Raw genomic sequence first — 22,902 nt, forward strand, 5'->3', positions numbered from 1 at the left:
TCTGATTAAAAATTAGAAAAAATGTCTCAGGTGTAACCTAAAATACTTGCCGGCAAATCCTGTCTTTCTTATTCTGTCTTCTTCTGACAAAGGGCGCAGGCCCTGCGCCCCTACCTCCTGAATCGAGGAAAGAATTTGGGTTTATAGCCAAAAAATTGTAAATATGGCGTTAAATTTTGTTAAGATTAGATACGGCGTTAGCTTTGCCCCCTGTCCCCTACCTACGAGACGCTTCATGCTGCGATTAGAACATATCAGTAAAATTTATCCTACAGGCGAAGTTCTTAAAGATGTCAACTGGGAAGTCAAACCAGGAGATCGTATTGGTTTAGTTGGTGTTAACGGTGCGGGAAAATCCACCCAATTGAAAATCATCTCTGGGGAGATTGAACCCACCGCTGGAGAAATTATTCGTCCCGCCAGTCTACATATAGCTTATCTTAACCAAGAATTTGAGGTTGACCCCACTCGTACAGTTAGAGAAGAATTTTGGACTGTATTTAAAGAAGCTAATGAAGTGCAGAAGGCTTTAGCTCATATCCCTCATGAGATGGAAACAGCTAATCCAGAAGAGTTAGATGAGCTAATTCATGAGTTAGATCGTTTACAGCGTCAGTTTGAAGCTTTGGATGGATATAATTTAGACTCACGGATTGGTAAGATATTACCAGAGATGGGATTTCAACTAGAAGATAGCGATCGCCTAGTTAGTGCCTTCTCCGGTGGTTGGCAAATGCGGATGAGTTTAGGAAAAATCCTCCTGCAAAAACCTGACCTATTACTACTGGACGAACCGACAAACCATTTAGATTTAGAAACCATTGAATGGTTAGAAAATTACCTCAGAGGTTTAATTACCCCAATGGTCATAGTTTCCCATGACCGGGAATTTTTAGATCGTCTGTGTAACCAAATCGTTGAAACTGAAAGAGGAGTTTCTAGTTCTTACCTGGGTAATTACTCATCCTACCTGCAACAAAAAGCCGAAAATCAATACGCACAACTCAACGCTTACGAACGTCAACAAAAAGAATTAGAAAAACAACAAGCATTCGTAGAAAAATTCCGTGCCAGTGCCACTCGCAGTACCCAAGCGAAAAGTAGAGAAAAACTACTTGATAAAATTGAACGCATTGAAGCACCGACAGGAGGAATGAGAACCCTACATTTCCGTTTTCCTGATGCCACTCGTAGCGGTAGAGAAGTAGTAGAAATTAAGGACTTAACCCATATTTATGGGGATAAAATTCTGTTTTTATCCGCAAATCTGCTGGTGGAAAGAGGAGACAGAATTGCCTTCCTTGGTCCCAACGGTGCAGGTAAGTCCACACTGTTAAAAATTATGATGGGTGTTGAACCACCCACAGAAGGGATTGTGAAATTAGGTGATCACAACGTGATTCCTGGTTACTTTGAACAAAACCAAGCGGAAGCCTTGGATTTAAATAAAACCGTCATGCAAACCATCCATGACGAAGTTCCCAACTGGACAAACGAAGAAGTCCGCACATTGTTAGGCAGATTCTTATTTACTGGTGATACTGTATTTAAGAAAGTTGCGGCATTGAGTGGAGGTGAAAAGGCTCGATTAGCATTGGCAAAAATGCTATTACGTCCAGCCAATTTAATCATCCTGGATGAGCCTACCAACCACTTAGATATTCCGGCAAAGGAAATGATGGAAGAGGCTTTGCAAAACTATGATGGTACAGTCCTTGTAGTTTCCCACGACCGTTATTTTATCTCCCAAGTAGCTAACAAAATTGTCGAAATTCGTGATGGTGATTTTCATGTTTACTTAGGAGATTATCACTACTATCTCGATAAGAAAGCTGAGGAAAAAGAACTGGCGGAATTGGCAGCAGCAGAAGCCGCAAAAGCCGCTAAAAAAGCCGCTAAATCTGCAAAAGCTGGAGCAAAGCAGAAATAGGTAATGTCGGCGAATGGGTGACTGATTGTGTTTCTGGCTTTCTGTCACCTATTTTTTAATTATGATAATTGAACGCAGATGAACGCAGATAAACACAGATAAATATGGATGATTATTCTGTGCAGTTTCAAAAAAAATTAGTATAAAAGAGAAATTACATAGTAACAATACCCACGGACGCAAAAACTTGTTTTGCTGTTAATTGCAAGTTGGGAAAGATTGAGGAAAGCAATTGATAGCGAAGCGCTCCGTAGGAATCATTGTTTTGAAATAATCGCTTTTGATATTCGTCTTCTACTAATGTACAAATTGTAATTGTTGGCAGTTTGATTTTGCCAATATATTCTCTACCACCAATGCCTAAATAATCTACAATCCAATATTCAGGAACAGCTAATAGGGCGTAATCTTCAACTTTGCGAGCATAATCATTTTGCCAGTTTGTGCTGACGACTTCAGCAATTAGTTTAATTGACTTTCCTGATGTAATTACAGGCTCTTGTTGCCATAATGGTTCATTGATTAGTTGTGTTTGGTCTAATACGATCACATCGGGACGAAAGGCTGTGTTTGTTCCCAATAGTTTGATCAATTTCTACATTCAGTTTTCGCCCAATTAAAGATGATACCTGTTCATGGGGTTCTGTTGGTTCGATCTCGATTAATTCCCCATCAATAAGTTCATAGCGATCGCTGTCGCCATACTGAGTAATAAATTCATTAGCTGTAATTAGTTTTAGGGGTGATTGTACCATGATTATGTTTCTTGCTGATTAAATAAAGATTATTCTGTCGTTTGGAAACCGCATCTACATAAAGAAAACTTAATTTAACACCCATAAGCATTGCTAAACTTCTACAATACCTATAATATATCTAATGTTATCATCAATGAATCCTCAGTCACCATAAAAACAACCCAAAAGCCAATTTATTTGCAAACAGATGTTATCTAAACTAAGAGTTCAACATTACAAAAGCCTTTTTAATACGCAAGTGGATTTAGAACCATTGACTGTATTTATCGGTCCCAATGGTTCTGGTAAATCTAATATTTGTGAATCTTTGGCTGTATTGTCTGATTTTTTGAATAGACTTGTAGATTATACAGGAAATACAGAAGCGATAGGTTTTTTATCTCAGTCATTGACAACTTTAAGTACAAATCCGCAAAGTCTTGAATCTAAATTTTGGCATGGAAATACAGATTTTATCTTATTAGAGGTTAGCGCACTGACTGAAAATACTCATCCTTTTTTAGATATATCAATTCATCTTGATTATCATAAAAGAACAATTCTAATAGAAAAAGATGACATAAAATTTAATCCACAACCTTCAACAATTGGGGTCAGAAATTTTCTAGTAAATCATCAATATTCAGATTCTCCAGTTGCTAAATCATTAAAAAAAGTCAGTATCTATGATTTTTCTCCAGGTGATATTTCTAGACAAACTTCCACAACTCCAATAATGAAGAAAACCGGAGAAGGAATAGCTTATGCTTTGCTGGATATTTTATTAGCTAATCGTGAAGGTTTCGATGAATTGCAGGAACGTTTAACAAAGCTTGTTCCTAATATAAAAAAGATCGTCTTACCTCGCGGAGAAAATCAGACATTTTCACTGGAATTGGTAGATAGATATTCAGAACACCATATCCCTGCATCTGACATATCAGATGGAACATTGAGAATTTTGGGTTTTTTAACTGCGCTGTATCAAGAAAATACTCCAAGTATTATTTGTTTTGAAGAAATAGAAAATGGAGTTCATCCTTGGCTACTGCATAAAATGATGGAGTTGCTAAAAATTGTTTCCACCGAAGGAATAACTGGTAAACCTGTGCAGGTTTTAATTACAACTCATTCTCCTGTTCTTTTAAATTACGTTGAACCCCATCAAGTGCGTGCTGTTGAATTAGATAAAGAAGGTAAAACTCAAGTTCATAAATTACCTATAGATTCTGTCCGATTTCAAAAAGCTTTAGAAGCTTATGATGGAGCATTAGGTGAACTTTGGTTTACAAATGTGTTTGGAGGAAATCCAGAATGAGTCGTCGGATTCGGATTGGACTAATTGCTGAAGGGGAAGCAGAATTGGGTGCAAGTATTCCTTACATTAAACCAGAAGATGGGGGGAAAGTTATTGAAAGAAATAATGAAGGCGCACTCCATACTTTAATTAGACGAGAACTTGAAAATGCTGGATTTCCTGATTGTGATTTCATCCAAAGACATCCATCAATTAAAGAAAGTCAAAAACTTACTTTACGAACTGGACACTCTATTTTAGATCCAAAATATCTAGCTCAAATTGTTATTTTGTGGAAACCAGAGGATGTAGACATGATCCTCATTGTGGTTGATGCTGATGATAAACTAGAGCAAAGACAAATTGATTTAGAACGAGCTTTAAATAAAATTCGTGATAATCATTTAGATATTAACGAGGAAGTTATTAGCGATCGCTCTGCGGGAGGTTTAGCAATTAGAAATTTTGAGACTTGGTTACTTGCTGATACCCAAACTGTTTCAACTATTTTAGGTGTAGAGTTAGAAAAACTGGAAAATTTAGAGCATTTAGACAATACAAAGGATATTTTGGAGAATGCAATTTCTCAATCAACGTATTTATCTGAAGATACTAGCAATCAGCGATCGCTACAAATTCGCTGGAACTTAGGTAAACAGATTGATTTGGCAATAATCAAAACTGGCTGTCCACAGGGATATGCTGCTTTTACACAATCTTTACTGGTAGCGACGAAAGCAGTTAAGTAGGTTGGGTTATTGTGTAGGGGTAAAGCAAGAGCTTCATAGGTTTCAACTTAAGCTCAAATCCCTACCACATCTCGTTCCTAGTCTCTGACTAGGAATGCAGTTGATGAGGCTCTGCCTCTAATATCATTGAAGGCAGAGCCTTCTAGAATTCATTCCCAGTCAGAGACTGGGAATGAGGTAAGTTGAGTTCTTTGCGGGATAGATGTTTTACGTTAAGTTGACACCAATAAGCTTTTGCTTTACCCTCACCTCACTACAATGCCTAAGTCATACTTACTTTGATTTTGCTTCCAGATTTTCCAAACGGCTTTTCAATTCCTGATTTTGCTGTTTGATTTGATCAAGTTCCTCACGTAACTGCTTCAGAGTTTTGTCTGTGCCGATATTCTTTTGCACTTTACCAACTTCCTCTTCAGCATAGCGACGGACTCGCCCATCTGCCGTTTGATTGGCTAAAGATTGCAAAATACCGATCGCTTTTGGTGTTTCCATTTGTCCCAAGGCTGTTAAAACTGCTACCTGGGTTAAAAAGAAAGTCTCTCTGGCAATTTCCGCCAACCGATCTAAAATCCTTTCTATATTAGCCGGAGTTTGACCAGTGGATATTTTGCCCACTGCGCGAATTGCGGACAGGCGTAATGGTTGCGGTATCCCAGCTTTCGTGTATTCCAGGAGTAAATTTAAAGCCGTTTCTGAAGATTTGAACTCAGCCAAACCAGCTACAGCCCCACTACGGACAACTTCATTCCAACCAGCCCTTTCTTCTAACACAGATTTGAGTAACTTGATTACTTTGTCTTCATGGGGTTTATCTTCTAAATGCGCTGCTGCGATCGCCGCAATAGTTCGACAAGCCGCAGCTTCTACATAGTAGCTGGCATCACCATCTTGGACAAAACTTTTCACAGCCTTGTAGCTGTTATGAGTTTTAATTTGTGACAAAGAACTAATTACCGCCCGCCGCACAAAGGGACTAGGATCATTTAATCCAACGACTAAACCATCAAAAGCTTGATCTAGTTGAATTTCTGCGAGTTCTTTGGCAACTTCGACCCGTACACCCCAAAAGGGATCATTTTTCAAAGCTGAGGATAGGGCAAGAGTCGCTTCTAATCCGCCTTTTTTCGCTAAAGCTTCTGCTGCATAAATGCGGGAAATAGGATGAGGATCAAATTCTAATTGGGCTTTTAATTCAGAAATTGGGTATTCTAAAGTGACAGTTTTGAGATAATTATTACCAACATCAAAGCTAATAAAATCAGGCTTTTGTGTTAAGGGAAAGTAAAAACTTTGTTCTTTTTCATGGACTCGAACTGTAAAAGTTGTGAGTTGGGGATTTTCTTTATATCCAAAACCAATGGGAATTCTCAGATTAAATAAATCCTTACTATCGGCTTCAGCTTGGGTTTGGGTGACAGTCACCTTCGCTAAATTTGCGTCACCATCCCAGGCATAAGCTACTTTAAAGTCAGGATGACCACCACGATAGACATATTGATCAAACAGGAAAGCTAAATTGCGTCCTGTGGCTTTTTCAATCGCTCTTAATAAGTCTATCGTTTCTACAGTTTGGTGGGCGTTATCTTGAACAAAAGTTTGCACAGCTTGCCAAAATAACTCATCGCCCAATTCTGCGCGAATCATGTGATAAACACAAGATCCTTTTTCATAAATGTGGCGATCATAAAGTTCGATCGCTTCCCGATAAACATGAGTTACCATTGGTCTACGGTAGCGACTACTATCTTCACTGAAATAACTCCGCGCTTCCGATAACCGATAATATGCCGCTTCCTGGTCGCCATATTCCCGTTCGGTCCACATTACCTCCGAATAGGAAGCCATCCCTTCCTTAATCCAAGCATGGGACCAATGTTTAATCACCACCAAATCCCCAAACCATTGGTGTGCAAGTTCATGAACCACCAAACTTTCGGTATTGCGATTATCTAATATTGCCCGTTCATCTAGTAAACAGCGGTCAGTCAGGAGAGTCGTGGAAGTGTTTTCCATACCTCCAAAAATAAAATCATCTACACAAACCTGGGCATATTTTGGGAAAGCGTAGGGATAACCATACTTTTCGCTCAAAAATTCGATCATTTGGGGAGTTTTGCCCATGCTGCGTTTAGCATCTGCTTCTCGTCCCTTTTCGACGTAGTAGGTAACGGGTTTATCATGCCACTCGTCCCGAATTTCGGCAAAATCGCCCACTGCCAATGTCATCAAATAGGTAGGATGAATTTGTTGTTGGGACCAATGGTAGGTTGTGTATTTTGCCTCTTCTACGGTGTCAATGAGTTCACCGTTGGAGATAGCAACTAAGGGTTGAGGAATGCGGACGCGAATTTCTGATGTTGATAACTGTCCAGGGTAATCGAAACAAGGAAACCAATAGCGAGAATCTTCGTCTTCTCCTTGTGTCCAGACTTGGGTGGGTTTGTGGGGGTAGTGTTTGTCTGGTTGGATGAAGTAAATACCCCGTTGGGGTTTTTCGGCTGCGTAGGCGATCGCAATTAACAAACGATGACCAATTTCTGTAGGCTGTGATAGGTAAATACAAAGCTGTTCGCCATCATATTCAAACTTTTGTGTAACTTCGTTTACCTGTACTGACTCAATCTTCAAATTGACAGCATCCAAAGTCAACCTATCAATCCCATTCCGCACTGGCAATAGGCGAATACTACAACTTCCGTAGCAACTTTGGTTTGGGATATCCAAATTCAGATCCAGAAAAATATGTTCTACCTGTCCAGGTCGGTCAGGGTTATAGTGTGGTTTTGCCCCCGGTAATTCAAAACGCTTGTGTCCTGTTTTTTCAGTATCAAAATAAAACTGCAACATTTATTATTTCTAGCCTTCTAATCCTAAAACATTTAATGGGGTGTAAGTCATACAAATACAGAAGTGTAGCGTAGTATGACATTTTTTGCCTGTTTGATTCTGGTAACGTCGGCACTACCTGAATCTACAGATTGACAAAGCTGATTTAGCTACTGTTGTCACACTTAAGAACTTAAGTATGTAACTCTTCTCTGCCTCTGTTCCAGAGGGTATTCATCCGTGATCCATAATTATTGATTACAAATACTACTAATTTTCCATATAGTTTTAGAATAACTGGGAGGTGACAAATTGACTATTGTTTTCAAAGGAATAAAATATCGTTTGCGGATTCAGTCTTGACCATAGTGGAGTATTATTTAAACCCAATTACAAATTTTTGCTGATCATAGATTTCCGATTATATCAGTAAATACCGTGAAAATAGCGGAAATTAGCGATAAAAAAGAATTCAAACATCAGAATTCATGAGCATTAAGTTTTTTCAGCACTTAATTGTAAACTGTATCTAGGAGTCGAGTATGTCCAACATTTTTATACTCAATGTGCAATATCCACTGATATCAACGAAACTGACAAAATCCTCAAAATATAGTTCTTTTAATGAATTTTTGCCTAGATAAATTTCCCCAACCACCAATGAGCATTTCATTGAATCTGTTATATCATTTACAACAATAAGGAGTATTTACCAGTGTCTGCAAAAAAACCATCGTTCTTAATCCCTGTGATTGGTACTGCTGTAATTATAGCAGGGGGCATAGCAGCTTATATGTACCTCAAGGGTGGTACGAATAGTTCTAGCCCTTTAGGTAGTGCTAAATTAGTACCTGCAACTGCATTAATGGCAACTTATATTGACACTAATCCTGAATCTTGGAATAAGTTGCAGCAGTTTGGTACACCGGAAGCGCGGAAATTACTAGGTAAAGAGTTCCAGAACTTCAATCAACAAATGTTGAATGATAGTAAGATATCCTACGAAGCAGATATTAAACCTTGGGTTGGTGGAATGATGATTGCGGTACTACCACCAGATGCAAAGAAAGTATCTCAGGACAACTTTCGCGCATCCGAAGCACCAAATTATTTGTTGGTGGTCGGGATTAAAGATAAAATAGCTGCTTTGAAATTTGCAAATAAGTTGAAAGACCAAAAAAACGTCAAAATTCAAGAATCTGACTACAAAGGTCAAAAAATTATCGAATCTACGGGTCAAGGTCAACCGACTTATGTAACGGTTGTGAATAATGACTATTTGCTTTTAACATCCAATAAACAAGCTGTAGAAAAAGCGATTGATACCTATAAAGGCGAACCTTCTTTTGTCACTAAAGAAGGTGCAAATGATATTCTGAGCAAAGGTGTGGATGTTAAGAATGGTTTGGCGCAAATTTATGTCCCTGATTATGCCAATATGATCCAACAATTAACGGCATTTAATCCTCAATCTAAACAATTACCCCCACAAACTCTGGCACAAATTAAGCAAGTGAAATCATTAACAGCAGGGGTGGGAATAGATGATGACGGCTTGCGATTAAAAGCAATTGTGAATTTAGATCCCCAACTAAATAAATTCCAATATCAAGCTACTCCCGCCAAGATTGTGGGACAATTTCCTAGTGAAACTTTGGCTTTAACTAGTGGACAAGGTATTAGTAAAAGTTGGGAAAATTTTGTGGAACAGTCCAAAGATTATCCTGAATTAAATCAAGGAATTCAACAAGCGCGGACTCAACTAAAAGCTCTGCAAATTGATTTAGATAAAGATATTTTTGGCTGGATGAATGGCGAGTTTGGTTTAGGTGCAATTCAATCTAATCAAGGTTTATTAGCTAATGTAGGTTTTGGCGGTGCGTTAGTATTGGATACGAGCGATCGCAAAACTGCCGAAGCTACCTTCATCAAACTCGATAATTTTGCCAAACAGCAATCTCTCAACGTCGCTCAAAGAAACATTGGTGGTAAAAATGTCACAGAATGGCAAATCCCCCAACAAGGCGCTCTCGTGACACATGGTTGGCTCAATGATAATACAGCATTTGTGGCTATTGGTGGACCCGTTGCGGAAACACTAGCAAATCGCAAAGGTGCAGCACTTGATCAAAGTGATACCTTTAAAACTGTTACAGGTTCTTTACAAAAACCCAACGGTGGTTATTTCTATTTAGATATGGACAAAACCAAAACCATAATTCAGCGTGTATCCGCTCAAAGTCAACCTTTACCTGCGGACGCTACCGCTATTCTTGATTCTATTCGTGGTGTTGGTGTGACTGTTAATAGTCCTAGTAAATCCATGACTCAAATGGAGATGTTGTTATCTCTTAAATCTGGTAAGGGGAAGTAATATCCTTTATGATTTTTTTTCACGCAGAGGCGCAGAGGCGCAGAGAGTAGTTTGTAGGGTGCGTCAGACCCGATAATTTGGTAAAAAAACAGATATCTTCTATCTGACGCACCTTATTCATTAGACATCTGGTGAAAATGGCGTTGCTGAATTGAGGTATGAAATTCCCAAATTGAATCTTTAAAACTCTTACCTTTGCGTCTTTGCGCCTTTGCGTGAGACTAAAATTCATACCCTTAATCAGCAACGCCAAGATTTCTAGAATAATTGAACGCAGATAAACGCAGATAAACGCAGATAGGAACGGATGAATTAATGGATTTGATGATTCTGTACAGTTTGATATAAAATTGTGATTATTCCATGACGGCTAATACGGATTTTGGTAAGAGTTTTTCTTTAAACCAAATAATTCTGGCGGGTACGTTATCTAGTTTGATTCCGGCTTTTTCTAGGTTCAATCTTTCGGAAATTGCTAAAATTAAGTTATCACAATTAGCCTTTCTAACTTGAGCAAATTTCTTTTGTAAATATTCTGGTCGCCAATAACCAACAATTTCTAATATAAACACTCTTCCGTCTGGATGAACTAGCCGAAAATCGGGAATCATCACACTACCAGGAATGGGAATTAAATCTACTTCTCGTTCTAATATCCAACCACTTTTTAAGGCATCCCATTTACTGGCAAATGATTCCTCTAACATACTATCATAGGGTTTGCCGGGAGGATAGTGGGAAACTAAGCCACATTCTGAATTGAGGGTGAAACGTCCGGTTTTCCATTCGTTTGTGTAAAAATCACGGGTTTTTAAGGTCGCTGATAAACTCCATTTGGTAACATGAAGTAAGGCGGGAATTAGTTTGGCTATGGCTAAACCGTAGCGGGTGCTGGGAGTAAATAAACTTGTCGGTCCATCTACACTAATTGTGAAACCATGATCAGCATCACCTTCAATATAAGCCATTAATTGAAATAGCTTTAAATAACGAAATAAGAGTTTATATTCTCCGGGAACATTGCGATGAGCATTTAATACTAATTGACTAGCTTTATAGAAAATTCCCTGGACTTGAGATAAATTATAACGATGTAAAACTTCTTCTGGTTTAGGAGTATCAAAAGCAGTTAATATTTTATTTTCCGATAAATCAGCATAGAGTCCATTTTTGATTTGAGCAGGTAAAACTTCTTGATTAAGTTCTTGAGTTAAATTATCAGCAATTTTATTTAAAATCATATCAGTTGATTCTTGACTAGCAACGGATTTTGCTGCTAATGCAAATACTTTTGCTCTTAACATGGGTGGTTCGAGGGGACTAACTATTTCAAAGGTGCAAAAACCACTTTTGAGAATATAAGCTAAACCCCGTTTCATCCGGTAATCTGTGGTATCTCCTTCAAAGTCTGCTAATTGACGTTCTAGTAATCCTTGAGTTTTCCCGACTGCTTCCTGAAAGAACTTAATTAATTCAGTCGCTAAAGTTAAATGTTTTTGATCAAGTTTCAGTCTTTTTGGGATAATTTCTTCGCCGTTTTGGCGGTGTATCAGTAGGTCTGTTGGTAACATCTTTCTTTTCTGGGGAATAATTAATTTCTAATTGTTCTGCTGCTTTTAAATCCCTTTTATTTCCAGTTCCATAAATAACTTGTAAATTTGCTTTTTGCGGCTTTTCTTCCTGATTGTTATTTTCCCCCCTCCGTCTGGCGGAAGTTCCTTCTTCGCTGGTGTCTTCGGCGATGACTTCATAGAGAATTGCTTGTTTATTTGCTAAATTTCCTTTTCGTAATATTCTCCCTAAACGTTGAATGTATTCCCTGGTTGAACCTGTTCCTGATAAGATAATGGCAATGCTGGCTGCGGGGACATCAACACCTTCATTTAAGACATTGGAAGCAACTAAGGTATTATATTCACCTTCCTTAAACTTAGTTAAAATTTCATGTCTTTCTTTGACTGGAGTTTGATGAGTAATTGCGGGAATTAATAAGTCTTGAGAAATTTGGTAAACTGTAGCATTATCAGCGGTAAAAATTAAAATTCTTTCGGGATAATGGGTAGCTAATAGGTCTACAAGTACCCGGATTTTCCCATCTGTTCCCAATGCGATTTCTTTGGCTTGACGATGTGATAACATTGCTCTGCGTCCAGCTTGAGAACGCGCACTCATTTGCACAAACATCTGCCAACCTTGTAAACTTCCTAAAGATATTTTTGATTGCTTTAAAAAATCATTGCGAGTTTGAATTAACTGATTATATTTTTCTCGTTCTAATTGGGATAATTTAACCTTAATTTGCACAATTTCATGAGCAGCTAAAGCCTTTCCGGCTAAATCTTCAGCGCATTTGCGATAAACTTCTTTACCAATGAGGATATCTAAATCAGCGTGTTTTCCATCTGTGCGTTCTGGGGTTGCGGACAGTCCTAACCGATAGGGTGCGATCGCATATTCGGCAATGACTCTGTTAAAATCTGTAGGTAAATGGTGACATTCATCAAAAATTATTAACGCATATTTATTACCCAAATTTTCTGCATGAATAGCCGCACTATCATAGGTAGCAACTAAAATCGCGGTTCTATCCCGTGAACCACCCCCCAGTAAACCCACTTCTGCATCAGGAAAAGCCGCTACTAAGTGAGCATACCACTGGTGCATTAAATCCAATGTTGGTACGACAATTAACGTCGTGCGCGGTGTAGCTTGCATCGCCATTTGCGCCAAATAAGTCTTTCCCGCCGCCGTAGGTAATACAACTACCCCCTGTCGTCCTAACCGTTTCCAAGCCGCTAATGCCTCATTTTGGTGGGGATAGGGTGTCATTTCTAAACTAGCAACCAAATCCAAGGGGTAAAAAGCCTTGGCTTCATCAATAAAATCTGTGGCTTCAGCTTGGAGTGCTTCCACTAAGGAACGGTATCTAATTGCGGGAATACGGAATTTTTCTACCCTATCATCCCAGGTTGCATAGTCTATCCATGTTTTACTTCGTGGTGGTGGGTGTAAAATTAATGTACCACGATCAAAAGTTAATGTCGGGTGACGAGCCATTTATTTTTTCTTAGTCCGGTGACACTGATTTAACTACTCATAACGCAAAATGAGCATGATGACTAATATCAATGTCGGTTCTTCGGTACTTGTTATACTAATTAGCCGAAATTCATAAGAACACCCGGTAAGTGGGAAACGAGCGCGTCTTTAGACCTGAGAGGGAAACGACACGAGCGGTTTTAACCGCTGTGGATATTAAAATTGAAACCAGATTTTTGATTGGAATCTGGAAACCAACTCCCATTTCTGGGGTAATGTTAGCTTCGACCTGTTATAAGAGCTTGTTAGGCTTGCAACACTGTTCCAGTGACCTTAGAACTGTTTAATCACAAGCGACAGAGCAGGGAACTAGCTTCGCATTCCGGGGTGTCGTGACTCAAATAACGGCTACCATGAGAGTAAACTCAGGGTGGTCTGGTCAGTACGGCTTGCTTGATTACTCTTGCAAGCCCAGTCCCTTTAGGGCTGGGTTACTGACAGTATAGAAAAAATTAAGACCATCGGTGATGTTTATATAGCGGTTATCGCCCTTGATGCAATACAATCTAGGGCGCAGACCCTGCGCCCCTACAGGCTTTACAATTAGCTGACTGTATCTCGCTCAAGTGCATACTGCTCGCTATATGGCTGTCGCTGGTTTATCTAATTATCGCAGTGATCATGCCCTAGCGATCGCCAATATGGCATTGGATATGCAAAAATCTGTACTTAAGTTTAATCAAAAAAACCCAATTCCCAATCTCCCAACCTGCAACAGCTACAATGAGAATTGTTGTGATGTTCTCTATTAGCTAAAGTGTCAGACCCTTTACCATTGCGCGAGCATTATCTCGCTTTAATTAACGATATTATCGAAACCACTCTCAAGGGTAAAATTAGCTCTGTAGAGCAGGTTTATCAAATGTTGCTCAAAGGTATCACTTCCGGGACTGGGGAGGTGTTTGAATTAGTTTTGAGCGATCGCCTGAATACGATCCAATCTCAGGTAGACTCGGAAACCGATGAACTGAAAAAAGCCAAAGCCACCCGCAGCTTACGCGCTGCCAAAACCATCCAAACACAATGGCAACGGTGGCAAGAACAAAATAAAGCCACTGAAGCGATATCTCTATCTATGCGGGAAATTACCACAGCCACCGCAGATGAGCGATTAACGGCTTTGCTACGAGCTACTGATCCTAATCAGAAGTATCCCTTAAATTTGTCTCAACTTCAACAGTTAGCCAAATCTTTACAACAATTTGCCGGTGCTAATCAAGATTTTCAGCAAATTGCTGACGGGATTAATCGTGGTATCGCTTCTTGGCAAAGAATCCAAGCAAATTTACTGAATTGGATGTATGAACGCAAAAATTCATTAGGATTTGGAGGTGTACCTGGAGAAAATAGTCCTTGGGCAAGTTGGGCTAAAGTAGTTAATAGTGAAGTTCCCCAAGCATTTTTTCAGATTCTAGCCAAAGAACAATCGGCTTTGGAATTTGCTCAACAACAACAGCAAATTAGTTTGAGTAATTGGGTAGAATTAACAATAGTTTTACAGTTTTTACAAAGGGGTTTAATTAATTGGTTTGATTCCTACGGAGCGCTTCGCTATCAACAAGCTTATGATATTCAAGCAGGTCCTAAATTATCTATTTCCACATTTTTAACCTTTGCCGTAATTTGGAGTCAATTAGCCAGCGGTTTTCAAAATCAAGCAGCAATATATAGCAATGGTGCATCCCAAATCATGCTGCAAATTTTGCGAACCTTTGCCCAACGTCCTTATTTCCCTCTCTACGGTGGGATTTTTGCTTCATTTTCTGGTAGTTATTTACGGGATGCTTTAGATTATTTAGATGCCCCCTTGCGTTCTGCCGAAGGTACTCAAGAAAAAGCCCGGATTTTGACATTATTGGGGTATTCCCAGCGCGGTTTAGGCAGATATGATCGCTCTCTTGATTTTCATCAACAAGCCGTAGAAATAGCTAGAACTGCCGGAGATAAAACCTGTGAAATTGCCAATCTCAATCACCTAAGTCGGACTTATGTGCAACAACAAAATTATGGTGAAGCCATTAATTATAGTCAACGGGCATTAATTTTTAGTAGACAAACCGGGGACAAAACTGGAGAAGCTAACGCTTTAGTAAATCTAGGTTATAGCGAAGTTATGCAAGCCAAGCAAACAGAAATTAGTGAACCGGAAGTTTATGAATCTGCTATTAACTATCTAGAACAAGGTTTAAAATTAGCAGAAAAATTAAACGATTTACAAAGTCAAGCTTTATGTTTTAGTAGTCTAGGAATTGCTTATTTAGTTACCGCACAATATCCAACAGCAATTAACTATTTAGAAAATGCCTTTAAAGCCGCCCAAGTTTCTGGTGATTTGTATTTACAAGGCAGAAATTTAGCATATTTAGCTGAAGCTAATTATCTTATGGCTAATTATGAAAAAGCAGTTTACTCTGGTAGTTTGGGAATGTATCTTCTAGAGCAAATTGCCTCTGATGAATGGCGAAAACCTGCTGCTTTATTGACAATTATTAGAGGGCAAATTACCACAGACAAATTTCAATTATTACTGCAACAAAATCGCCCGAATATGATTGCTATTATTGGCGTTGATGGATATGATTACATTCCTAGTTTATTAGTGAAATATCAAGAGGATATTTAATTTGATGTTAATAAAATTGTAGATTGGGTTAAGCGACAGTGCAACCCAACAAAAAAATTAATCAATGAACTTTCGTTTCTCGATAGGCTTGGCAAAAACAATCAGTCCTAAAAATTCCTTAAAGGTTTCCCAGCAGGATTTTTTTAAGGGTTTATTGCTTCTGTCAACCATTCTTGTTGTTCATGGCGATGATAAATCCATCTATTTTGTGGTTCACCCCGCAATTGTAAATGATCTACTTGTACTGGTTCAAGTAATAATAAACAAAAATTTTCTAATGGTTGAATATTGTCTGGTGCTGGTGGTGTAAAAGCTTCCGGTGTTTGTACTCTCATGTCACCCGGAATAGGCCAAGCAAATTGTAACCTAGCCGCATCACTTAATTCTTGCCACATTTTGATTCTCGCAGGTTGTAAATGGGGGTGAGAATCAGCACTTATTAATATTAATTCTCCAGTAATCCGAAATTGTTCTCTGGTGTTGGGAAAATACCAGCAAACTTCCGCTGCGGGTTGTTTTGATATTTGTTCAGCTTTTTCACTACGAATATCGGTAATAAATTTTAGCTGATTGGTATCGTCTAGAAAGCCACGAAACACGACGGTACGATTAGCAGGAAAACCATTTTCTCGCAGCGTTGCCAGTTGTACGTAACGGGCATAAACGAGGCTGCGGTTTTGATGCAGGGCGCGGGTAATAAGACTTCGCCAGGGTGCTAGGGACATTTTTAATTAATACCAATCAGTGAAAAAATTAAACAAATGACAGTATTACACAGATAGCCTATTTTCCTAAACCTATAGGTAAAACTTTGAGACTTTACTATCCTGGCAATGTACTTTCAGGGTTTTATACTTAACCAAAAAATTAGTTGTAATTTATACAAATACAGGTATGGTACTTTAATCCTAAATTTACTTGGCGTATAGTCATAGTTTGTCCGCAACTAATCATACTTTATCATGGTTCAATTACTTGAACGTCAACGTCAGGGTGCAACTTTTCCAGAACCTGCTCCAGCAGCCAATCCAGTGCTTTTTAGAACCTACAGCCGTCGGACAGAGACAGGTTTAAGAGAAACATGGGAACAGGTATGCGATAGCGAAGCGCTCCGTAGGAATCGCACTTTACGCAGTTTAGTAGAACTGGGAAAACTCTCCCGTGAAGAAACTGCCATTTTAGACAAGATGCAGCGCACTCCAACCTAGTCTTACTTTTCCAACGATACGCAAAAAAATTCCCTAGCTTCTGATCAAAGCTAGGGTCATTAAATACAAAATTCACCCATCATTATGAACCAAAAACCTGCCAATCAGACTGGAATTTTCCAGCCACAACTTCCGAATGTTAAAGATCAGTCATCTAGTATCATTGTTCAAAATACGCTGAACACCCCGCAAAAAGTGGACAATCGGCTGATAGCTGCTAATTCTACAAATACTCCTATACAACCCAATGCAGGAGAGATAATACCTGTACTCACCTATGGAGGTGTGTCTGTAGCAGTTATTATTGCAATGACTTGGTTCGTGAAGATATTGCTTGCCTCTATATCTGAATTACTGGAAGCAATGTCCAAACCTAAGAAATAATTTAATTTTGAGTAAGGGTTTAGCACTGCTAAACCCCTACCTCTACGCATCAAAAACTCTTCAACAGCAGTAGTAATCGCATTTGACAAACTCAAGTAAATAATTTAAGGAAAAAAATGAATAGTGCCGAAAAATCAGCCTTGATTGCCGAACTTGCCCCAGACACTAAGCATACTCCTGAAAAAATAGTTAAGATTGCTAAACAAGCTGATGGCAAAATCGTATTTTTAGAAGAGGGAAAACCTGGTAAAAGAGGAAGTGGACTATTACACATTTTGGAGAAACATCAAGAAGACTTTGCCAAACGGGGAATTTCTGAAGATGAAATTGCCGATGTTGTTATGGCTGCTGTAATCAGTGGAATATTTCTTGGTTATCAAGGAACAGTAGAACCTCGAAGAGAAATCTATGAAGTAAATTTTAATGGAAAAAAGCAGTATATAGCAGTGACAGTAGGCGATAATGGTTATATAGTTGGAGCTAATCCAGCCTCATTACCATAATTCCACCGTAGTAGCTATGGCAATAAAAATTAAACTAATGGCTGATTATGGGTGCGACCCTTTATGGTGGGCAGATGCTGATAAAGTTGGTAACATTGACCCAGCAAAACTGCCCCTCAGCCAAGAAACCATTAACCATTTGAGAAAATGGGCAATTGCTTATAATGCCACATTAAATTGGCAAGATCCTGGTAATTCACCAGATTTGAGTCCAGAAGCAGCAGCAGCTTTTGAACAAGAAGGGATTAGTTTGTGGAAACAACTGCAAAAAGAACTTGCACCTAATTATGAAGTTATCTATTTCAGTGAGCAATTACGTCAAGTTGTAAATAATATAAGTGAATTGGCATCTTTACTGGCTGTCTCTGCTTGATGAATAGTCAACGCAAAAATTACACAAACAGCACTATTACACAGATAGCCCATTCTACGAAAACTGACAGGTAAAACTTTGAGATTCTAATACCCTGATAATGCACTGTCAGGGTATTATACTTAACCTAAAAACAAAAATATAGTTATAATTGACACAGACTAAGCTATAGCGCAAAGTGGTAAATTTTTCAATCTTTAATCCTCAATCTACTTGGCGTATAGTCATAGTTTGTCCATAAGCAATCATACTTCATCATGGTTCGAGAACTTGAACGTCAACGTCAGGGTGCAACTTTTCCAGAATCTGCTCCAGCAGCCAATCCAGTGTTTTTTAGAACCTACAGCCGTCGGACAGATGCAGGTTTGAGAGAAACATGGGATCAGGTGTGCGATCGCACTTTACGCGGTTTAGTAGAACTGGGAAAACTCACCCGTGAAGAAGCTGCCATTTTAGACAAGATGCAGCGGAACATGAAATCCCTCCCCAGTGGGCGCTGGATGTGGGTTGGTGGCACAGATTGGTTAACCAAAGCCAAAAACTTTTCCGGTGCTTATAACTGCACATCTACCAACCTTGTAGACTGGAGTGCTTTTGGGTTGATGATGGATCTAGCCATGATGGGCTGTGGTACGGGTGCTATCATCGAACCAAAATATATTAATCAACTTCCCCCTATCCGTAATCGCCTCAATATCACCATTAAAGGTGAAATTGGCAGCACACCCCCAGCACAGCGGCGTGAATTTACACAAACCCATATAGAAGCTAACACCGCTACTATCCACGTCGGAGACAGTCGGGAAGGTTGGGTAAAATCCTATCAAACCCTGTTGGAACTTTCTACGGATGAACGCTTTACAGATGACGTTCAGGTAATTGTTGATATTAGCGATGTGCGCCAATCTGGGGAAACCCTCAAAGGTTTTGGCGGCATGGCTAACCCTGTGAAGTTGCCTGGATTGTATCAGCGTTGCGCCTCTATTCTCAATAAGGCAATAGGCAGGCAATTAAATTCAGTTGAATGCTGCTTATTAATTGATGAAGCTGCTGTCACGATTGTCGCTGGAAATATCCGGCGCTGTCTTCCTGAAGAAGCCTTAGTTCATACAGAATCAGGCTTAGTTCCCATTGCTAAGGTGCGTGTAGGCGATCGCGTTCTCACCAGCAAGGGTTTTTATCCTGTTACTAACTTCTTTATTCAAGGTGAACAATCTCTCTGCCGAATTCAAACTCAAGATGGTAGCTTTGAATGTACAGCCGATCACAAAGTTGCCGTTTTCACGGATGTGTACGGCAATTATAAAATGGTTAAAGCTCAGGATTTGCAATCAGGCGATCGCTTGATATTCGTGCCACAGGCTATACCCGGTACACCCACTGAACTGCCTGAGTTTCGGGGTAAAGTCGAAGGTAAAACCAAGAAAATTACTGTTCCTGCATTAACTCCTGATGTTGCTTACTTCATCGGCTATTTGCATGGTGATGGTTCAGTTAGTTCTGATGGATCAAGAGTTAGATTTCGAGTTCATGAAGATAGCCCCAATATTTTGGAACGTTTAATTGCTGTTGGGAGCGACTTTGGTTTAGAAACTCACACACTGCGGACTCCCGAACAGTGCCGAACCAAAGCCTACGAGCTACAATTTAACTCATCAGCCTTAAATCAATATCTCAAGTCATTCAAACAAGCATTCCAGCCATTAAATATTCCTGATTGCATTCTGTTGGCTAAAGCCGACATTCGTAAAGCTTACTTAGCTGGTCTTGCTGACGCTGATGGGTGTCATTCTCAAGGAGTTTTAGTAGCTTCAGTTCACCAGCGATTTTTACAGCAAATTCAAGCACTTTACGCATCCCTGGGAATTACAACCCGGATGTGTAGTTCAATTCGCAAGCGAACGGGCAAATGGGAAGGCGAACTAGTAACAGTTGGTGCAGCAGCATATCAATCTGTTGAAAACTGCTTTGAAAAATATTCCCTTCAGTTTTCTAGCCAGAAACGTCAGACTCCCAAATCATTTAAAGACCACGGCTTCCCGAAAGCTATGGTTCGCCCTATTATTAACACCACTCAATATCACTGGGGTGCTATTCATCAACAAATGATACTCCCCACCCTGAAAAAATATATTCCTGAAGCTACTGATTTAGTACCAGTCAAGGTTTTAGGTGTAGAGCTAAATGTACGCTCTGCACCTACTTATGATATTGAAGTTGCGACTGTTCACGAATTTGTCTGCGAAGGCATTTTAGTTTCTAACAGTGCCGGGATGAGACAATTCGTTTCTGAAGATGAACAAGGCGCAACTGCCAAAGATAACTTATGGCAACAAGATGCAGAAGGTAACTGGCGGATAGATCCAGAACGCGATTCTCTGAGAATGGCCAACCATAGCCGAGTCTTTCACCACAAACCAACCTTAGAAGAATCTATTGCAGCAGTTCAAAAGCAGTATTATAGTGGTGAAGGAGCAATTCAATGGGCTGGTGAAGCAGTTGCTAGAGCTAATGCTGATTTATTAAATACACCAGAAATCAAAAAAGACTTTTTGCAAGCTTACGAGCAAGGAAAAGCCGAACAATGGATACAAAAATACTATCCTGAAATTGATGCTGATGAGCTAGAACATAGAACAGGTAGGTTTGGGTTAAATCCATGCGGAGAAATTATTGGTAGCAATTTTCACTGTAATTTATCTGAGGTACACTTAAACCAACTCGACCCCGACAACTATAAAGAACAAGAAGAGGCATTTACCGCTGGTGCGCTTTCCGTCGTCGCCCTGTTAAATCACCAATTCCTTGAACCCCGCTATCAATATAGCCGGGAACTTGATCCCATTGTCGGTGTATCCTTCACCGGATTATTTGATTTCTTTGTTCATGCTTTTGGGACAGATTGGTTACGGTGGTGGGAAGCAGGAAGACCCGAAACTCCTGAAGGACTGATTTTTAAACGTGGTGAACAAAAATATCTCAACTTCTGGAAAGATGTCGTTCATAAAGTAGTGTGGGAATATTGCGATCGCCATCAAATCAAACGCCCCAACCGTTGTACCACTGTTCAGCCAGCCGGCACCAAATCCCTCTTAACAGGTGCTTCTCCCGGTTGGCATCCCCCCAAAGCTCAAAGATTCATCCGGCGCATTACCTTCCGTAAAAATGACCCCGTAGCCCTAGCTTGTATAGACTATGGTTACAACGTCATCCCGTCCCAATCTGACAAAGACGAAAACGGCAACTTACTCAACGATCCTTTTGATCCTCGGTGTACAGAATGGTTAGTCGAAATCCCCGTCGCTGTATCTTGGGCTGATTTACCCGGCGCTGATGAAATAGAAGTTTCCCAGTTTTCCGTCTTAGCGCAACTGGATTTTGTCATGCAAGTCCAAAGTCATTACGTCACCCATAACACCTCAGCAACCCTAGAACTCCGTTCTGAAGAAGTTGAATTATTAGGAACACGCATCTATGAAGCCATTCAAAATGATGAAGGATATATTTCTGCTGCCTTATTAGCCCGATTTGACGACTTGCAATCCTTCCCCCGTCTCCCCTTTGAACCCATAGACAAAGCCACCTATGAAAGCCTATCTAAAGAAGTCAAAGCCCGACGGAAAACAGATGATTTCTGTGGAGTTCTAAGTCGTTACGATTTAGGAGAATTATCAGAAGCAGGCCCTAGTGGTTGTGACTCAGATAAATGTATGTTCCCAGAACAGCCACCCACATCATAAAATCCTTTTTCAAAGCCCCCCTCATAGCTTCTTATTAGCACATCTGTTAGATCATAGCCCCCTCCTCGCTTGCGGGGAGGGGGTTGGGGGTGGGGTTTTTCTAGATTTTAGATTCAATCACATGAGTCGAGCTAATCCATTCCCCTTTGTCGCTATAGCTGCGAATTAAACGTTGACGTTCATTCTCTCTAACTAACCAACCAGCTTCCACAAAAAAAGGTTTTCTCAGTTGTAGTTGTAACGGCACATTACTAGAAGTTCCATCAGGTAATAACAAAATCTGTCGAGGAATTCCTTCCGTTTCAGAAATGATTTTATTACCTTCTATTCTGGCTTTTGCAGTAATAATTTGAGATTGGAAAGATAATTTTTGTTCTAAATATCCATCACCTATTTTTTGAATTTCTAAATAAGTAGTATAAGTCGCCGATGGTCTCAAGTCTGAATAAACTGTATGAGCTTTACCTTGCCAATTACCAATTAACTGTTCTACCGTCAGTTGCGGACGTTCATAAGCATCTGTAAAACTGCGAAATTCCCGAATCAGAGTTAAATTAATAAAGTTACCTTGTTGATCATACAATTGTACCAAACGCGATCGCCGGTCATCATCAACAAAACCGTATTCCGCTCCAAATTCTGAAAAAGGTGCTAACTGCAATGTTCCTTTAGAAAAAGCTCCTGTAGCAAAAAAGATATTCTGCCTTCCTAAAGAACGATATTCCTGTTGATAATCCTGAATAGGAGGACTATCATAATCATGAGAATCAAAACGACGTAATCTAAAAATCACAGCTTGATTGTTATCATCAGCTTCCAAATTTAAAATACTAGGAGTAGAATCTAATATCTCACCATTGGGAGAGATTTTAGTAAATGAACCACGCCATTCTCCTAAATTTTTGAGAAAGTTTTCCCAGTTGCTTGTCATAATTTAATTCTTAATTTAAATAACCATTAACAGATATTGGTGAAGTAACAACCCGTATTCTCGATTTTAACAAAAATGAACGGATTATAGAAAGACAATTATTAATAGAAGTTGCTAAGTATCCACCA

The 22,902-nt window shown here is 39.5% G+C and carries 16 protein-coding genes and 1 pseudogene; 11 read left to right on the forward strand and 6 right to left on the reverse strand.

The window, feature by feature from the left end; genetic code table 11:
- Positions 1 to 235 precede the first annotated feature (235 nt).
- Positions 236 to 1,930 (forward strand): ABC-F family ATP-binding cassette domain-containing protein, encoded by a 1,695-nt coding sequence (locus FJR37_RS12210; protein WP_027401786.1) that lies wholly within the window; start codon positions 236 to 238, stop codon positions 1,928 to 1,930.
- 154 nt (positions 1,931 to 2,084) lie between these two features.
- On the opposite strand, the pseudogene FJR37_RS12215 reads toward FJR37_RS12210, so the two are convergent.
- Positions 2,085 to 2,685: pseudogene (locus FJR37_RS12215) on the reverse strand (Uma2 family endonuclease).
- A gap of 190 nt (positions 2,686 to 2,875) precedes the next feature.
- On the opposite strand from FJR37_RS12215, the gene FJR37_RS12220 reads away from it, so the two are divergent.
- Both FJR37_RS12220 and FJR37_RS12225 read left to right on the forward strand, forming a co-directional pair.
- Positions 2,876 to 3,985, forward strand: a complete 1,110-nt coding sequence (locus FJR37_RS12220; protein ID WP_168466140.1) for an AAA family ATPase — start codon at positions 2,876 to 2,878, stop codon at positions 3,983 to 3,985.
- Positions 3,982 to 4,713, forward strand: coding sequence for a hypothetical protein (locus FJR37_RS12225; RefSeq protein WP_039202605.1), 732 nt, complete (start codon positions 3,982 to 3,984; stop codon positions 4,711 to 4,713). Before FJR37_RS12220 ends, FJR37_RS12225 begins: the two co-directional genes overlap by 4 nt.
- Before the next feature lie 273 nt (positions 4,714 to 4,986).
- Here FJR37_RS12225 and FJR37_RS12230 read toward each other — a convergent pair whose 3' ends face one another.
- The gene (locus tag FJR37_RS12230) at positions 4,987 to 7,560 is read right to left on the reverse strand and encodes a M1 family metallopeptidase (RefSeq protein WP_168466141.1); all 2,574 of its coding nucleotides are present in this window, start codon (positions 7,558 to 7,560) and stop codon (positions 4,987 to 4,989) included.
- Positions 7,561 to 8,254: 694 nt separating this feature from the next.
- On the opposite strand from FJR37_RS12230, the gene FJR37_RS12235 reads away from it, so the two are divergent.
- Entirely contained in the window at positions 8,255 to 9,913 is a 1,659-nt protein-coding gene (locus FJR37_RS12235; protein ID WP_039202603.1) for a DUF3352 domain-containing protein, read from the forward strand.
- 356 nt (positions 9,914 to 10,269) lie between these two features.
- Here FJR37_RS12235 and FJR37_RS12240 read toward each other — a convergent pair whose 3' ends face one another.
- Together FJR37_RS12240 and FJR37_RS12245 are read right to left on the reverse strand one after the other, a co-directional pair.
- Complete coding sequence (locus FJR37_RS12240) at positions 10,270 to 11,484, reverse strand: DUF790 family protein (protein ID WP_039202602.1); 1,215 nt, start codon at positions 11,482 to 11,484, stop codon at positions 10,270 to 10,272.
- Positions 11,414 to 12,970, reverse strand: a complete 1,557-nt coding sequence (locus FJR37_RS12245; RefSeq protein ID WP_039202601.1) for a DEAD/DEAH box helicase — start codon at positions 12,968 to 12,970, stop codon at positions 11,414 to 11,416. The genes FJR37_RS12240 and FJR37_RS12245 overlap by 71 nt, the downstream gene beginning before the upstream one ends.
- 608 nt (positions 12,971 to 13,578) lie before the next feature.
- Between FJR37_RS12245 and FJR37_RS12250 the strand changes: the two genes are divergently transcribed.
- Positions 13,579 to 13,764 (forward strand): hypothetical protein, encoded by a 186-nt coding sequence (locus FJR37_RS12250; protein WP_168466139.1) that lies wholly within the window; start codon positions 13,579 to 13,581, stop codon positions 13,762 to 13,764.
- Positions 13,765 to 13,769: 5 nt separating this feature from the next.
- Complete coding sequence (locus tag FJR37_RS12255; protein ID WP_039202598.1) at positions 13,770 to 15,635, forward strand: tetratricopeptide repeat protein; 1,866 nt, start codon at positions 13,770 to 13,772, stop codon at positions 15,633 to 15,635.
- Positions 15,636 to 15,778: 143 nt separating this feature from the next.
- Here the strand turns inward: FJR37_RS12255 and FJR37_RS12260 are convergent, their stop codons facing one another.
- Positions 15,779 to 16,360, reverse strand: coding sequence for an Npun_F5749 family FMN-dependent PPOX-type flavoprotein (locus FJR37_RS12260; RefSeq protein ID WP_039202597.1), 582 nt, complete (start codon positions 16,358 to 16,360; stop codon positions 15,779 to 15,781).
- A gap of 237 nt (positions 16,361 to 16,597) precedes the next feature.
- Here FJR37_RS12260 and FJR37_RS12265 point away from each other — a divergent pair, with 237 nt between their 5' ends.
- The 5 genes from FJR37_RS12265 (at position 16,598) to nrdJ (ending at position 21,843) form a co-directional block, all read left to right on the forward strand.
- Positions 16,598 to 16,843 (forward strand): hypothetical protein, encoded by a 246-nt coding sequence (locus FJR37_RS12265; protein ID WP_052149948.1) that lies wholly within the window; start codon positions 16,598 to 16,600, stop codon positions 16,841 to 16,843.
- Positions 16,844 to 16,927: 84 nt separating this feature from the next.
- Positions 16,928 to 17,227, forward strand: a complete 300-nt coding sequence (locus tag FJR37_RS12270; protein ID WP_039202596.1) for a hypothetical protein — start codon at positions 16,928 to 16,930, stop codon at positions 17,225 to 17,227.
- 116 nt (positions 17,228 to 17,343) lie between these two features.
- Positions 17,344 to 17,730, forward strand: coding sequence for a hypothetical protein (locus tag FJR37_RS12275; protein ID WP_039202595.1), 387 nt, complete (start codon positions 17,344 to 17,346; stop codon positions 17,728 to 17,730).
- Between the two features lie 16 nt (positions 17,731 to 17,746).
- The gene (locus tag FJR37_RS12280) at positions 17,747 to 18,103 is read left to right on the forward strand and encodes a hypothetical protein (protein WP_027401776.1); all 357 of its coding nucleotides are present in this window, start codon (positions 17,747 to 17,749) and stop codon (positions 18,101 to 18,103) included.
- A gap of 257 nt (positions 18,104 to 18,360) precedes the next feature.
- Entirely contained in the window at positions 18,361 to 21,843 is a 3,483-nt protein-coding gene (nrdJ, locus tag FJR37_RS12285) for a ribonucleoside-triphosphate reductase, adenosylcobalamin-dependent (RefSeq protein ID WP_168466142.1), read from the forward strand.
- A gap of 100 nt (positions 21,844 to 21,943) precedes the next feature.
- Here the strand turns inward: nrdJ and FJR37_RS12290 are convergent, their stop codons facing one another.
- Positions 21,944 to 22,774 carry a DUF3598 family protein gene (locus FJR37_RS12290; protein WP_039202594.1) on the reverse strand — a complete coding sequence of 277 codons (831 nt, stop codon included), beginning with the start codon at positions 22,772 to 22,774 and terminating at the stop codon, positions 21,944 to 21,946.
- Positions 22,775 to 22,902 lie beyond the last annotated feature (128 nt).

This window comes from Aphanizomenon sp. UHCC 0183, assembly GCF_009712065.1.
In the GTDB taxonomy this organism is placed as follows: Bacteria; Cyanobacteriota; Cyanobacteriia; order Cyanobacteriales; family Nostocaceae; genus Dolichospermum; species Dolichospermum heterosporum.